Source organism: Amycolatopsis sp. NPDC047767 (assembly GCF_040704195.1).
Taxonomy (GTDB): domain Bacteria; phylum Actinomycetota; class Actinomycetes; order Mycobacteriales; family Pseudonocardiaceae; genus Amycolatopsis.
This window is the reverse complement of record NZ_JBEYSJ010000001.1, coordinates 564,759-580,114: the sequence shown is the minus strand read 5'-3', so window position 1 is coordinate 580,114 and position 15,356 is coordinate 564,759. Positions and strand designations below refer to the sequence as shown.

Annotated in this window: 12 protein-coding genes; 11 read left to right on the top strand and 1 reads right to left on the bottom strand. The window is 68.5% G+C overall.

Features of this window, described 5'->3' with window-relative positions; genetic code table 11:
* The first annotated feature begins 13 nt into the window (after positions 1 to 13).
* The 10 genes from AB0878_RS02870 to AB0878_RS02825 are packed head-to-tail and all read left to right on the top strand — an operon-like array spanning position 14 to position 10,414.
* On the top strand, positions 14 to 766 hold the full coding sequence (locus AB0878_RS02870; protein WP_366575975.1) for an ABC transporter permease: 753 nt from the start codon (positions 14 to 16) through the stop codon (positions 764 to 766).
* A gap of 1 nt (position 767) precedes the next feature.
* On the top strand, positions 768 to 1,604 hold the full coding sequence (locus AB0878_RS02865) for an ABC transporter permease (RefSeq protein WP_360597583.1): 837 nt from the start codon (positions 768 to 770) through the stop codon (positions 1,602 to 1,604).
* On the top strand, positions 1,601 to 2,932 hold the full coding sequence (locus tag AB0878_RS02860; protein WP_366575833.1) for an MCE family protein: 1,332 nt from the start codon (positions 1,601 to 1,603) through the stop codon (positions 2,930 to 2,932). Before AB0878_RS02865 ends, AB0878_RS02860 begins: the two co-directional genes overlap by 4 nt.
* A complete protein-coding gene (locus AB0878_RS02855) occupies positions 2,929 to 3,960 on the top strand; it encodes an MCE family protein (protein WP_366575832.1) in 1,032 nt (343 codons plus the stop codon). Before AB0878_RS02860 ends, AB0878_RS02855 begins: the two co-directional genes overlap by 4 nt.
* On the top strand, positions 3,957 to 4,943 hold the full coding sequence (locus tag AB0878_RS02850) for an MCE family protein (RefSeq protein WP_366575831.1): 987 nt from the start codon (positions 3,957 to 3,959) through the stop codon (positions 4,941 to 4,943). Before AB0878_RS02855 ends, AB0878_RS02850 begins: the two co-directional genes overlap by 4 nt.
* Positions 4,940 to 6,118 (top strand): MCE family protein, encoded by a 1,179-nt coding sequence (locus AB0878_RS02845; RefSeq protein ID WP_366575829.1) that lies wholly within the window; start codon positions 4,940 to 4,942, stop codon positions 6,116 to 6,118. Before AB0878_RS02850 ends, AB0878_RS02845 begins: the two co-directional genes overlap by 4 nt.
* A 2-nt stretch (positions 6,119 to 6,120) precedes the next feature.
* Positions 6,121 to 7,353, top strand: a complete 1,233-nt coding sequence (locus AB0878_RS02840; protein ID WP_366575827.1) for an MCE family protein — start codon at positions 6,121 to 6,123, stop codon at positions 7,351 to 7,353.
* Positions 7,353 to 8,618, top strand: a complete 1,266-nt coding sequence (locus AB0878_RS02835; RefSeq protein ID WP_366575825.1) for an MlaD family protein — start codon at positions 7,353 to 7,355, stop codon at positions 8,616 to 8,618. Before AB0878_RS02840 ends, AB0878_RS02835 begins: the two co-directional genes overlap by 1 nt.
* A gap of 45 nt (positions 8,619 to 8,663) precedes the next feature.
* Complete coding sequence (locus AB0878_RS02830; protein ID WP_366575823.1) at positions 8,664 to 9,296, top strand: hypothetical protein; 633 nt, start codon at positions 8,664 to 8,666, stop codon at positions 9,294 to 9,296.
* A gap of 26 nt (positions 9,297 to 9,322) precedes the next feature.
* Entirely contained in the window at positions 9,323 to 10,414 is a 1,092-nt protein-coding gene (locus AB0878_RS02825; protein WP_366575821.1) for a hypothetical protein, read from the top strand.
* Between the two features lie 73 nt (positions 10,415 to 10,487).
* On the opposite strand, the gene aroQ is transcribed toward AB0878_RS02825, so the two are convergent.
* Positions 10,488 to 11,105 carry a gamma subclass chorismate mutase AroQ gene (gene aroQ, locus AB0878_RS02820; RefSeq protein ID WP_366575819.1) on the bottom strand — a complete coding sequence of 206 codons (618 nt, stop codon included), beginning with the start codon at positions 11,103 to 11,105 and terminating at the stop codon, positions 10,488 to 10,490.
* Positions 11,106 to 11,831: 726 nt separating this feature from the next.
* Between aroQ and AB0878_RS02815 the strand changes: the two genes are divergently transcribed.
* On the top strand, positions 11,832 to 15,335 hold the full coding sequence (locus AB0878_RS02815) for a DNA-directed RNA polymerase subunit beta (protein ID WP_366575817.1): 3,504 nt from the start codon (positions 11,832 to 11,834) through the stop codon (positions 15,333 to 15,335).
* The last annotated feature ends 21 nt before the right edge of the window (positions 15,336 to 15,356 follow it).

Here is a 15,356-nt window from a genome sequence, read left to right as displayed (position 1 = left end):
CCCCGGAGCGGGCATGCTCCGCGAAACCGGGAACCTGTTCGCCCTCGGTCTCGACATCATCCGCGGCATCTTCCAGCGCCCGTTCCAGCTGCGGGAGTTCATCCAGCAGGCCTGGTTCGTCGCCAGCGTCACGATCCTGCCGACGGCGCTCGTCGCGATCCCGTTCGGCGCGGTCATCTCGCTGCAGTTCGGCGCGCTCGCCCGCCAGCTCGGCGCGCAGTCCTACACCGGCGCCGGTTCGGTGCTCGCCACGGTGCAGCAGGCCAGCCCGCTCGTCACCGCGCTGCTGGTGGCCGGCGCCGGCGGCAGCGCGGTCTGCGCGGACATCGGCGCCCGCACCATCCGCGAGGAGATCGACGCGATGGAGGTGCTGGGCGTCTCCGCGGTCCAGCGCCTGATCGTGCCGCGCACGCTCGCGATGATGCTCGTCGCCCTCTTGCTCAACGGCATGGTCAGCGTCATCGGCGTGCTCGGCGGCTACTTCTTCAACGTCGTGCTCCAGGGCGGTACGCCGGGCGCCTACCTGGCGAGCTTCTCCGCGCTGGCCCAGGAATCCGACCTCTGGGTCGGTGAGCTCAAGGCCCTGATCTTCGGCTTCATCGCCGCGGTCGTGGCGGCCTACCGGGGCCTGCACCCCAGCGGTGGCCCGAAGGGCGTGGGCGACGCGGTGAACCAGTCGGTGGTCATCACGTTCCTGCTGCTCTTCGTCGTGAACTTCGTGATCACGCTGATCTACCTGCAGATCGTGCCCGGAAAGCTGGACTGACATGACGTTCATCTCGGGTGCGAAGCGCGTCGCCCACCGTCCGCTGGAGACCCTGGACACCCTGGGCGACCAGATGTCCTTCTACGGCCGCGCGCTGCTGTGGACGCCACGCACGCTGCGCCGCTACATGAAGGAAGTCCTGCGGCTGCTCGCCGAGGTGAGCTTCGGCTCCGGCTCGCTCGCGGTCATCGGCGGCACGGTCGGCGTGATGGTCGGCCTCACGCTCTTCACCGGTGTCCTCGTGGGCCTGCAGGGCTACTCGGCCCTGAACTCCATCGGCACCTCGGCGTTCACCGGCTTCCTCACCGCGTTCTTCAACACCCGCGAGATCGCGCCGCTCGTCGCGGGCCTGGCCCTGTCGGCCACGGTCGGCGCCGGCTTCACCGCGCAGCTGGGTGCCATGCGGATCTCCGAGGAGATCGACGCGCTGGAAGTCATGGGCGTGCCGAGCCTGCCGTACCTGGTGACCACGCGGATCATCGCCGGGTTCGTGGCCGTGATCCCGCTCTACATCATCGGCCTGCTGAGCTCCTACCTCGCGTCGCGGCTGGTGGTCATCTACATCTACGGCCAGTCAGCGGGTACCTACGACCACTACTTCGACCTTTTCCTACCACCGCAAGACGTTCTGTACTCGTTCATCAAGGTGCTGATCTTCAGCGTCTTGATCATTCTTTCGCACTGCTACTTCGGCTACCGCGCCTCCGGTGGGCCGGCCGGCGTCGGCGTGGCCGTGGGCCGCGCGGTGCGCCTTTCCATCGTCACGGTTTCGATCGTGAACTTCTTCATCGGTTTCGCCATCTGGGGGACCGACGTCACGGTGAGGATTGCGGGATGATCACACTGCGGCGCAGGCTTCTGGGCCTGCTGCTCGTGGCGCTGCTCGTGGGAGGTGTGGCCCTGAGCATCGCCTTGTACAACAAGGCGTTCACCAAGTTCGTGACGGTGAAGCTCGAGGCCGACAGCATCGGCAACCAGCTGCTGGAGCAGTCGGACGTGAAGGTGCGCGGCCTGATCGTGGGGTCGGTCAAGACCATCGCGGCCACCACCGACGGGGCCGAGCTCACGCTCGACCTGCAGCCGGACTACGTGAAGCTGATCCCGGAGAACGTCTCGGCGCGCTTTCTGCCCAAGACGCTCTTCGGCGAGCGCTACGTCTCGCTCGAGATCCCGAAGAACCCGTCCGCCAAGACGCTCACCGACGGCGACGTGATCCCGCAGGACCGCACGTCGGGCGCGATCGAGCTGGAGCAGGCGCTGCAGCACCTGCTCCCGGTGCTGCAGGCGGTGCAGCCGCAGAAGCTCTCCAGCACGCTCACCGCGATCTCCACCGCGCTGCAGGGCCGCGGCAAGCCGCTCGGCGAGACGCTCTCGCAGCTGGGCGACTACATCGGCAAGCTCAACCCGCACGAGCCGCAGCTGCAGCACAACCTCAAGGCCCTGGCGGACTTCTCCGACAACCTGAGCGCGTCGGCGCCGGATCTGGTGCAGAGCCTCGACAACCTGAGCACGACCACCCGCACCGTGGTGGACGAGCAGCAGAACCTGGCCAGCCTCTACGGCAACCTGACCACGGCTTCGCAGAACCTGCAGTCGTTCCTGGAAGCCAACTCCCAGAACATCATCAGCCTCGCCGACACCGCACGGCCCACAGCTGAGCTGCTCGCCAAGTACGCGCCGGAGTACCCGTGCGTGATCGGGCAGATGGCGAAGCTCGTGCCGGTCGTCGACAAGGCCCTCGGCAAGGGCACCAAACAGCCCGGCCTGCACGCGACGATCGAGGTGGTCGTGAACCGCGGTCCCTACAAGGCGGGTCAGGACGAGCCGCGGTTCGAGGACAAGCGCGGCCCGCGCTGCTACGACCTGAAGAACCTGCCGAACCCGTTCCCGCAGGAGCCGCCGGACGGCGCGTTCAAGGACGGCACCAGCCACACGAACGCGCCGAACTCCCACAGCACCGGCCTCAACCCGGGCAACCTCCTCGCCGACGCTGCGGGCCTCGGCGGCGGCACGGGTGGTGGCGACCCGGCGTACTCCGGCGCGGAGAACGACTTCCTCGGCCAGCTCGTGGGGCCGGAAGTCGGGATGTCCCAAGGTGACTTCCCGGGCTGGGGCTCGCTGCTCGTCGGCCCGCTCTACCGGGGTGCGGAGGTGACGGTGAAGTGAGGGGACTGGCCGCACCGCTGATCAAGCTGTCGATCTTCGTGGTGATCACCGTGCTGTTCACCGCAGTGCTCGGCATCAGCATCGCGAACATCAACACCACCAGCACCTTGGACTATTCGGCGCGCTTCACCGACGCGACGCTGCTGCTCAACGGCGACGACGTCCGCATCGCCGGCGTCCGCGTGGGCACGGTGAAGGACGTGAAGATCGTCGACAAGCGCCAGGCGCAGGTCGACTTCACCGTCGACGCAGGGCGGCAGCTGCCGGCCGGTGTCACCGCGCAGATCAAGTTCCGCAACCTCGTCGGCCAGCGATACCTCTCGCTCGGCGAGGGCAGCGACACCTCCGGCAAGACGCTGGCGCCGGGCGGCACCATCCCGCTCGAACGCACCACCCCCGCCCTGGACCTCACCGAGCTGTTCAACGGGTTCAAGCCGCTGTTCACCGCGCTGAACCCCGACGACGTCAACAAGCTCTCCTACGAGGTCATCCAGGTCCTGCAGGGCGAGGGCGGCACCGTCGAAAGCCTGCTGTCGCACACGGCGTCGCTGGCCACCACGATCGCCGACAAGGACAAGGTGATCGGCGAGGTCATCGACAACCTGAACTCGGTGCTCGACACGGTCAACGCGCACACGCCGCAGCTGAGCGACCTGATCGTGAAGCTGCAGCAGCTGGTGTCCGGCCTGGCCGCCGACCGCAAGCCCATCGGCGACGCGATCGACAGCCTCGGCACCCTGGCCCAGACCACCGCCGGCCTGCTCGGCGACGCGCGCCAGCCGTTGAAGGACGACATCGGCGCGCTCGGCGACCTCGCGGGCAAGCTCAACAAGAACGAGCCCACGCTGGAGCACTTCATCCAGTTCCTGCCGACGAAGGTGAGCGCGCTGACCCGCACCGCCGACTACGGCTCCTGGTTCAACTTCTACGCCTGCGAGGTCAAGGGCAGCGTCGCCCTGCCGCCGCTGGTCAACCAGCCGATCGACGTGCCGCTGCTGCCGTCCAACCGGGAGAGGTGCAGCGGATGAAGTCCTTCCAGAAGCGCAACCCCGTCCCGATCGCGCTGGTCGGGCTCGCGGTGCTCGTGCTCGGCTTCATCGCCGCGCTCAACTCCGACGACCTGCCGGTGATCGGCGGCGGCACGACCTACAGCGCCGAGTTCTCCGAGGCCGCGGGGCTCACGACCGACAACGACGTGCGCATCGCCGGCGTGAAGGTCGGCAAGGTCTCCGAGATCAAGCTCGACGGCGCCAGCGTCAAGGTGTCGTTCAAGGTCAAGGACGCCTGGCTCGGCGACAAGACCTCGGCCGCGATCAAGATCAAGACGCTCCTGGGTCAGAAGTACCTTTCGCTGGACCCGCAGGGCACCGGCACGCTCAACCCGGGCCAGCCGATCCCGCGCGACCGCACGATGTCGCCCTACGACGTGCTCGACGCGTTCCGCGGCCTGTCCCAGACCGTTGACGACATCAACACCGACCAGCTCGCGAAAAGCTTCGACACCATCACGCAGACGTTCGCCAACACGCCCGAGGACGTGAAGGGCGCGCTCTCGGGCCTGTCGAAACTGTCGGACACCATCGCCTCGCGCGACGCGCAGCTGTCGAACCTGCTGGCCAACACCCGCGAGGTGTCGCAGACGCTGGTCGACCGCGACGCCGAGGTGCAGAAGCTGATCACCGACGGCAACCAGCTGCTCGACGAGATCTCCAAGCGCGAGCAGGCCATCACCGCGCTGCTCCAGGGCTCCCAGGAGCTCGCCACGCAGCTGCAGGGCCTCGTCGACGACAACGACAAGCAGCTCGACCCCGTGCTCACGCAGCTGGATCAGCTCACGTCGATGCTGCAGCGCAACCAGGACTCGCTCGCGCAGGGCATCGCCAAGTTCGCCCCGTTCGTGCGCGTGTTCACGAACACCATCGGCACCGGGCACTGGTTCGACAACTACATCTGCGGCCTGGTGGCGCCGTCGGTCGGCCCGCTCAACCAAGAGGGGTGCTACACGAAATGAGTGACACCCGGTTCGGCCAGTCGCTCCTGCGCGGCGCGTCCATCGCCGTCGTGCTGGCCCTCGTGGTCGCGGGCGGCATCTGGTGGACGCTCAAGGACGCGGGGCGCAACCACCTCACCGCGTACTTCTCCGGCGCCGTCGGCCTCTACGAGGGCAACAGCGTGCGGATGCTCGGCGTCGACCTCGGCACGGTCACCAAGGTCCAGCCGATGGGCAACCAGGTGCGCGTGGACTTCGAGTACGACCGCTCGGTGCCCGTGCCCGCCGACGCGAAGGCACTGATCGTCGCGCCGTCGCTGGTCAGCGACCGCTACATCCAGCTCGCGCCCGCGTACACCGGCGGCCCGAAGATCTCCGACGGCGCCGTGATCCCGCTCAACCGCACCGAGGTGCCGCTCGAGGTCGACCAGCTCGCGGCGAGCCTCGCGAAGGTGAGCGAAACCCTCGGCCCCAACGGCGCCAACAAGAACGGCTCGCTCTCGGACCTGCTCAACACCGTCGCCAAGAACGTGGACGGCAACGGCCAGGCCCTGCACGACACGATCGCCAAGCTCGGCCAGGCGTCCGGCACGCTCGCCGGCAACAAGGACGACCTGTTCCAGACCGTGCAGAACCTCGGCCAGTTCTCGCAGACGCTGGTCAACAGCGACAGCCAGGTGCGCCAGTTCGAGAGCCAGCTCGCCGACGTGAGCGGGTACCTGGCGGGGGAGAAGGACGACCTCGCCGCCACCGTGCAGCAGCTGAGCACCACGCTGCAGTCGGTGCAGGGCTTCATCGAGCAGAACCGCGGCCGGCTCAAGTCCAATGTGGACAAGCTGGCCAGTGTCACCAAGGTGCTCGTGGACCAGCGCAGCGCGCTGTCGGAGATCCTCGACGTGGCGCCGGTGGCGCTGTCGAACCTCGTCAACGTCTACAACGGCTCCTCCGGCACGCTCGACGCGCGGCCGAACCTCAACGAGCTCACGCAGCCGCCACTGGTGATGGTGTGCAACCTGCTCAAGCAGACGCCCGACGCGCTCAAGCTGCTCGGCAACACGTGCAGCTCGATCGCCGGCGTGGTCGACGGCCTCGTGCCGCTGCCGTCCACCGCGCAGGTGGTGCAGTCACTGCAGAACGGCAAGCTTCCGCCACTGCCGCTCCCGCTCGCGGGCCAGGTCTACGGGACGGGGAGCTGAGCATGAAGCGCCTCCAGAGGTTCGCCGCCGCCGGCGTGGTCACCACGGTGTCCGCGCTGGTGCTGTCGGGCTGCGGGTTCACCGGCATCTACGACGTGCCGCTGCCCGGCGGTGCCGACCTCGGCAGCCACCCGTACAAGGTGAAAGTGCAGTTCCAGGACGTGCTCGACCTCGTGCCGCAGGCCGGCGTGAAGGTCAACGAGGTGCCGGTCGGCCAGGTCGAGTCCGTCGGCCTCACCCCCGACGGCTGGCACGCCGAGGTCACCGTGGAGATCAACGGCGACGTGAAGCTGCCGGCCAACGCGCTGGCCAACGTGAAGCAGTCGAGCCTGCTCGGCGAGAAGTACGTGGAGCTCTCCTCGCCCGGCGACGGCCAGGCGCAGGGCACGCTCGCGAACAACGCCACGATCCCGCTCGCGCGCACCGGCCGCGACGTCGAGGTCGAAGAGGTGCTCGGCGCGCTGTCGCTGCTGCTCAACGGTGGCGGGGTCGACCAGCTCAACACCATCACCAAGGAGCTCAACAACGCGACGGCGGGCAAGGAGCCCGACATCAAGGCGCTGCTGGACAACGCCAACGAGCTCGTGACGAACCTCGACGAGCAGTCGCGCAACATCACCCGCGCGCTCGACGGGCTCGACCGGCTGTCGATGACGCTCAAGGACCAGAAGGACAAGCTGGTGGGCGCCGTCGACAACCTCGGGCCTGGCATCGGCGTGCTGGAGCAGCAGCGCGGCCAGCTCGTGACCATGCTCAACGCGCTGAACAACCTCTCCGGCGTCGCGACCGACACCGTGAACAAGAGCAAGGCGGACCTCGTGGCCGACCTCAAGGCCCTCACGCCGACGCTGCAGAAGCTCGGCGAGGCCGGCAACGACCTGCCGCAGGCGCTGCAGATCCTGCTGACCTTCCCGTTCACCGACCAGGCCTACGACGACGTGAAGGGCGACTACTTCAACCTCTTCGCGAAGGTCGACCTGAACCTCAAGGACATCATCGACAACCTGGGCCGCAGCCGGGACAACCCGCTGTCGAACCTGCTGCCGGTGCCGGGCCTGACCGGCGGGGTGAGCGGCACGCCCGCCGACCAGCCGCCGCCGCTGTCGTTCCCCGACCAGTCGGGTTCGGGCTCCGGTTCGAAGCAGCCGAACTCGACCGGCGGCCAGGGTGGCGGGCAGCCGTCGCAGGGCGGGCTGTCCGGGCTCTTCGGGATCCTCTCGGGAGGTGCGGGCTGATGTTGCTGCGCAAGACGAAGATCCAGCTCGTGGCCTTCGCGATCATCTCGATCGTGGCGCTCGTCTACGCCCTGGTCCGCTTCGCCGGCCTCGGCTCGGTGTTCGGCGACAGCGGTTACACGGTGAAGCTGCAGCTCAACGAGTCGGGCGGCATCTTCACCAACGCCGAGGTGACCTACCGTGGCTTCAACATCGGGCGCGTCGGCCAGCTGCGGCTCACGCAGACCGGCCTGGAGGCCGACCTCAACATCGACCCGTCGGCGCCGCAGGTGCCCGCGGACCTCGACGCCGTGGTCGCCAACCGCTCGGCCGTGGGTGAGCAGTACGTGGACCTGCGGCCGAAGAACGACAAGGGCCCATACCTCGCGGGGGGCTCGGTGATCCCGGCGTCGAAGACGACGGTGCCGGTCAGCACCGACCGGCTGCTGTCGGACCTCGACTCGCTGGCGGCCTCCGTGCCCACCGACTCGCTGCGCACCGTCGTGGACGAGTCCTACGACGCGTTCCGCGGCACTGGCGGCGACCTGCAGCAATTGCTCGACACCGCGCAGAGCTTCACGGCCACGGCCCAGCAGTACCTGCCGCAGACGGTGCAGCTGCTCGACGCCGGCGGCCAGGCGCTGGACACGCAGAACCACGAAGCGTCGAACTTCGCGGACTTCTCCAAGAACCTCAACGAGCTCACGGGCACGCTGAAGAACTCCGACGGTGACCTGCGCAAGCTCATCGGCGTCACACCGCAGGTCGCGGCCCAGATCAACCAGGTCGTCAACGAGACCGGGCCGGGCCTGGGCGCGCTGACGGCGAACCTGCTGACCACGGCCAACGTCACCGTGACGCGGCTGGACGGCATCGAACAGGGCCTGGTGACCTACCCGGCGCTGGCCGGCGCGGCGTCCAGCGTGGCGCCGGGCGACGGCACCGCCCACCTCGGGCTCGTGCTCAACCTGTTCAACCCGCCGGCCTGCACGAAGGGCTACCTGCCCTACAGCCAGTACCGCACGGGCGCCGACACGTCACCGCGGCCGGCCGACGACAACGTGTACTGTGCCGAGCCCAAGGGCAGCCCGATCAACGTCCGCGGCTCGCAGAACGCGCCGTACGGCGGGGCCCCGGTCGCGCCGTCGCAGGCGGACGTGGACGCCAACGCGGGCCGTCCGGCCCAGGAGCTGCAGGACATGCGCGACGCCGCCGTGCCGGGCGTAGCCGGAAGCCCGGGTGTCTCGTTGAACAGCCTGGGAGCGCTGCTCGGCCTCGCCGGCTGAGCGTCCTGACCGGTATTTGACGACCGTTACCTACCCTGGAGTGATATGAGTTCCGAACAGGCCGCCGCCGAGGAAGGGGTGACCTCGTCGCCGCCGGAAGCCTCGGCTTCCGCTTCGGAGACCACGTCGCACGCGGCCGCCTCGCCGGCCAAGCGGTCCCTGCCGGGCTCGCCGCGCGTGTGGCTCTTCGGCGCCGGGGCCTTCGCGCTCGCCGCCTTCGTGGTCGCCGTGGTCTTCGGGATCATGTGGTGGGTCGCGGGCACGGGCGAGAACGCCGACCTCGCGAAGTCCCGCGACGACGTCGTGAAGGCGGGCGCCGCGGCGGTAGAGGCCTACACCACCGTGGACTACACCAACCTCAACGAGTACTTCGACCACCAGAAGGCCGTGTCGGACACCAACATGGCCCAGCAGATCGACGCGGGCCGGGCGACGTACTCGAAGGCGCTGACCGACTCGAAGGTGAAGGTCACCGCGACGGTGCAGGACATCGCCGTCGAGGAGCTCGACGACCACGAGGGCAAGGCGAGCTTCCTGGCCGCGATCACCACGACGAACAGCGCGGGCGGCCAGACCAGTTCGAAGGCGCTGCGCTTGGAGGCCTCGATGACCCGCGTCGGGAGCGAGTGGAAGCTGTCCGGCATCGACAGCGTCCCCCTCGTCGCCTCCGGACAGTAGTTTCACCGCAGAACGGAGTTCTCCCAGTGCCCCCCTCCCGCCGCCAGCCGCCCCGCAGCAGCACCCCGCCGGCCCGCCGGCCGAGGGTCGCCGGGCTGCGCAAGCCGTCGAGCGCGGACGGCGCACCCGCGTCCACCGACGAGCGGCCGACTCCCCCCGCGACCCCGGCCCCGGCCAAGCCGCGCCCGCGTCCGGTGCCGCGGCCCGGCCCGCTGACCAGCGCGGACCCGTCCGAAGTCACGCAGGAGATCCGGTTCCCGAAGAGCGCGGGGATCTCGCGGTCCCGCGGGCTGGCGACCGAGGACACCTCGGCCCCGGTCGAGGACGAGGCGGAGGTCGACGCCCTCACCGGCGAGGCCGTGGAAACCGAAGCTCCCGAGAAGACGGAAGCTCCCGGGAAGCCAGAAGGGCCGGCCCACGCCGCTCCCCGCCGGAAGCGCCGCGACGCGGGCCGCGCGAAGCCCGTGGACCGTGACGAGGCCGAGCAGGAGGCCGCCGGCGCTCCGGCCACGCCGCCGCCGTGGGCGAAGCTGCAGCCGCGCGAGGACCGCTCGGTCGCACTGGTCGTGGTGCTGCTCGTGGTGGGCCTGGTGTTCGCCGGGGGCGCGGTGTTCTTCAAGCTGAAGTTCGACGACGTCTCCGACTCCACGAGCAACGCCGCCCTGCTCGACGTCGCGAAGACCGCGCAGGTCAAGGACCAGGTCTCGAAGGCGACCGAGACCCTGTTCTCCTACGACTTCAACAACATCAAGAAGACCGAGGACGCGGCCAACAGCCTGCTGGCCAACGACGACGTCAAGGCCAAGTACAACTCGCTCATGGGCGAGGTGAAGCGCCTCGCACCGCAGCAGAAGATGGTGGTGACCTGCAAGGTCACGCGCAGCGCGGTGATCATGCTCAACGGGGACCTCGCCCGCGTGATGGTGTTCGTCGACCAGACCTCCACGCGCACCGACACCAAGCAGACCACCGCCGGCTCGGCCCAGCTGCACGTCGACGCCCAGCTGCAGGGCGACACGTGGAAGATCACCGACCTCGACACGTACAAGGCCCCGGCGCCGCCCGCGGCCAAGGCGCCCGCTTCCTCGGCGCCGGCCTCGCCGCCGCCGTCGAAGTAAGGATCGCAGAAGGCCCGGTGCCCGCTTGAGCGGGTGCCGGGCCTTCTTGCTTTCCGACGGTGTCCGGAGAGCCTCAGCAGAGCGACTGCAGGGCCGTGCGCAGTGCCGTGCAGTGCAGCTCGTCGAGGTGGTCGACGACGTCGGCCGAGATCTGCGCCTCGAGCACGTCCACGCGGCGCGGGGAGCCGGGCTCGCGGACGTCGTTCGTGGCCACCAGCTCGGTCAGCAGCGACGTCGTCAGCTCGTCCAGCTCGGCGCGGATCTCCGTGAGGTCCGGGCGCGTGGTGGGCGCCTGCCCGGGGTGCGCGGTCCAGCGGTCGAACAGCCCGCGCTGCACGACCTTGCTGGCGGTGATCTGGTCGGAGAAGAACGCGGCCGTGCGCTCGGGGTCCAGCCCCAGTGCGAACGCCCGGGTGCGCACCGCGGCGAGCTCCTGCTCCTCGCGCGCCGGGTCGTCGATGGGCTTGCCGGTGCCGAACTTCGACGCCGCCACACGATCGCTCACCCGCAGGCGCTCGACCACGAGGTCCGTGAGCGGCCCGAGCCGGCCGAACGCGTGGCCCGTGCTGTCCTTGGTGTCTGTGGCGGTCTTTTCGGATGCGGCCATGGCCTGAGTGCCTCCGACGGTGAGTGCGGCCAGGGCGACGGCGAGAATCACGGTGGAGCGGCGAGCGGTCTCGTTCCCGAGCATGAGCACTCCGTCGTGGGCCGGCGACCAGGATCGGATCCGATTTTAGCGGTGGGGAATTCACGAAACCCGGACAATCTCGCCGGGTGGACGCGCAATCGTGCCGATGCCGGATTTGTCTGCCCGGACGTACCGCCGCATCCGGCTCCCGGGTCACGAACCAGCCCCTCGATCCGCCGCGAGCAGCGCGCCGACAACCCCTCAGCCGCCCGCCACACCACGCCCGTGGGCCGACAGGACCACTCACCCCGCGACCCCTGTTCGTGACGCAGAACACCGTTTGAACCCCGCCTCGACCGACCCCGCGGCCGCGATTCCGCAGGTACCGGCGGGTAACCGGGATGATCATCCCGCTTGTCACCCTCCGCATGCCCCGGTCGACGCTGCGCCAACCGGTCGGACCCCCGAGTGGCATCTTGACTCGAAGGCGTCGTGGGTTCAGGCTTACTGCCAACGGTCACGGCCGGGAGCGCGAACCTTGCGGGAGGGACGCAGAACCCGGGCGGGTCGGAGGCATTGCTACAACGCCGCGAGGCAGGCTGGGCCCCATCGGGAGCGCCCCCTGGACAGACCGCGTCGTTCAAGCTAGACTGCCTCTTTGCGCTGCCCTCTTTCAGGCTGCCCGGAGCCGGTAGTTAGAGTAGTGGGCACACGGCACCCCTGACAGTCGCGACGGCACCTGTTGCCATAACGGCTGCTCACCGCTCATTGTCCCCGGAAGGACGCATCTTGGCAGTCTCTCCCGCGAACCAGGCCACTGCTGCGACCACCTCGGCTGTATCCCGCTCGGAGTCCACGGGTATCCCCGGCGCGCCCAAGCGGGTCTCCTTCGCAAAGATTCGCGAGCCCCTTAACACCCCCAACCTGCTGGACGTGCAGCTCCAGTCGTTCCAGTGGTTCACCGGCGACGAGGCGTGGTTCGAGCGCCGCGTCAACGAAGGTGACGAGAACCCGGTCGGCGGCCTGGAGGAGGTCCTCAACGAGATCTCCCCGATCGAGGACTTCTCCGGTTCCATGTCGCTGTCCTTCTCCGCCCCGCGCTTCGACGAGGTCAAGGCCTCGATCGAGGAGTGCAAGGACAAGGACATGACCTACGCGGCCCCGCTGTTCGTCACGGCGGAGTTCGTCAACAACAACACCGGTGAGATCAAGAGCCAGACGGTCTTCCTCGGCGACTTCCCGGTGATGACGGACAAGGGCACCTTCATCATCAACGGCACGGAGCGGGTCGTCGTGTCCCAGCTCGTGCGTTCTCCGGGCGTGTACTTCGACAGCAGTGTCGACAAGACGACCGACAAGGACGTCTTCAGCGTGCGCGTCATCCCGAGCCGCGGTGCGTGGCTCGAGTTCGACGTCGACAAGCGCGACACCGTCGGCGTGCGCATCGACCGCAAGCGCCGCCAGCCGGTCACCGTGCTGCTGAAGGCGCTGGGCTGGACCACCGAGGCGATCCGCGAGCGCTTCTCCTTCTCGGAGACGCTGCTGGCGACCCTCGAGAAGGACCACACCGCCGGCACCGACGAGGCGCTGCTCGACATCTACCGCAAGCTCCGTCCGGGCGAGCCGCCCACGAAGGAGAGCGCGCAGACGCTGCTGGAGAACCTGTTCTTCAAGCCGAAGCGCTACGACCTGGCCAAGGTCGGCCGCTACAAGGTCAACAAGAAGCTCGGTCTCGACACCCCGTACGACACCGGCACGCTGACCGAAGAGGACATCGTCTCGGCCATCGAGTACCTGGTCCGGCTCCACGCCGGCGAGGACAAGATGACGAGCGTGTCGAACGTCGAGGTGCCGGTCGAGACCGACGACATCGACCACTTCGGCAACCGCCGCCTGCGCACGGTGGGTGAGCTGATCCAGAACCAGATCCGGGTCGGTCTCTCCCGCACCGAGCGCGTCGTGCGCGAGCGCATGACCACGCAGGACGTCGAGGCGATCACGCCGCAGACCCTGATCAACATCCGCCCGATCGGCGCGGCGATCAAGGAGTTCTTCGGTACCTCGCAGCTGTCGCAGTTCATGGACCAGAACAACCCGCTGTCGGGCCTGACCCACAAGCGCCGCCTCTCGGCGCTGGGCCCCGGTGGTCTGTCCCGTGAGCGCGCCGGCATGGAGGTCCGCGACGTCCACCCGTCGCACTACGGCCGCATGTGCCCGATCGAGACGCCGGAAGGCCCGAACATCGGCCTGATCGGTTCGCTCTGCTCCTACGCGCGGGTCAACCCGTTCGGCTTCATCGAGACCCCGTACCGCAAGGTCGTCGAGGGCCAGGTCACCGACCAGGTCGACTACCTCACGGCCGACGAGGAAGACCGCTTCGTCAAGGCGCAGGCCAACGCGCCGATCACCGACGACGGCCACTTCGTCGAGAACAAGGTCCTGGGTCGCCGCAAGGGCGGCGAGGTCGAGCTGATCGACCCGCTCGAGATCGACTACATGGACGTGTCGCCGCGGCAGATGGTCTCCGTCGCCACCGCGATGATCCCGTTCCTGGAGCACGACGACGCGAACCGCGCGCTGATGGGCGCGAACATGCAGCGCCAGGCCGTGCCGCTGCTGCGCAACCAGGCCCCGTACGTGGGCACGGGTGTGGAGCTGCGCGCCGCGGTCGACGCCGGTGACGTCCTCGTGGCCGAGCAGGCCGGCGTGGTCGAGGAGCTGTCCGCGGACATCATCACGATCATGCACGACGACGGCACGCGGAAGAGCTACGGACTGTACAAGTTCCGCCGCTCCAACCACGGCACGTGCTTCAACCACCGCCCGATCGTCGACGAGGGTGACCGCGTCGAGAAGGGCCAGGTCATCGCCGACGGCCCGTCCACCGAGAACGGTGAGATGGCGCTGGGCAAGAACCTGCTCGTGGCGGTCATGCCGTGGGAGGGCCACAACTACGAGGACGCGATCATCCTCTCCGAGCGCCTGGTGCAGGACGACGTGCTCACGTCGATCCACATCGAGGAGCACGAGATCGACGCCCGCGACACCAAGCTGGGCGCCGAGGAGATCACCCGGGACATCCCGAACGTCTCCGAGGAGGTGCTCGCCGACCTCGACGAGCGCGGCATCATCCGCATCGGTGCCGAGGTCCGCGACGGCGACATCCTGGTCGGCAAGGTCACGCCGAAGGGCGAGACCGAGCTGACGCCGGAAGAGCGCCTGCTCCGCGCGATCTTCGGTGAGAAGGCCCGCGAAGTCCGCGACACCTCGCTGAAGGTGCCGCACGGCGAGACCGGCAAGGTCATCGGCATCCGCGTGTTCTCGCGCGAGGACGACGACGAGCTGCCCCCGGGCGTCAACGAGCTGGTCCGCGTCTACGTGGCCCAGAAGCGCAAGATCCAGCCGGGCGACAAGCTCGCCGGCCGCCACGGCAACAAGGGCGTCATCGGCAAGATCCTGCCGGCCGAGGACATGCCGTTCATGGAGGACGGCACCCCGGTCGACATCATCCTGAACACGCACGGTGTGCCGCGACGGATGAACATCGGCCAGATCCTCGAGCTGCACCTGGGCTGGCTGGCGTCGCAGGGCTGGACGATCGAAGGCAACCCGGACTGGGCGAAGAACCTGTCCGAGGAGCTCTACGACGTCGCGCCGAACACGAACACCGCCACCCCGGTGTTCGACGGCGCCAAGGAGGAGGAGCTCACCGGGCTGCTGGGCTCGACCAAGCCGAACCGCGACGGCGAGCGCATGGTCAAGGAGAACGGCAAGGCCACGCTGTTCGACGGTCGCTCCGGCGAGCCGTACCCGTACCCGGTGTCGGTCGGCTACATGTACATCCTGAAGCTGCACCACCTGGTCGACGACAAGATCCACGCCCGCTCCACCGGCCCGTACTCGATGATCACGCAGCAGCCGCTGGGTGGTAAGGCGCAGTTCGGTGGCCAGCGCTTCGGTGAGATGGAGTGCTGGGCGATGCAGGCGTACGGCGCTGCCTACACGCTGCAGGAGCTGCTCACGATCAAGTCGGACGACGTGGTCGGCCGCGTGAAGGTGTACGAGGCCATCGTCAAGGGGGAGAACATCCCCGAGCCGGGCATCCCGGAGTCGTTCAAGGTGCTCCTGAAGGAGCTCCAGTCGCTGTGCCTCAACGTCGAGGTGCTCTCCAGCGACGGTGCGGCCATCGAGATGCGCGACTCCGACGACGAGGACCTCGAGCGCGCCGCGGCCAACCTCGGCATCAACCTGTCCCGCAACGAGTCGCCCAGCGTCGACGACGTCGTTCACTGATCGTGTGCTGAGCCGGGGGCC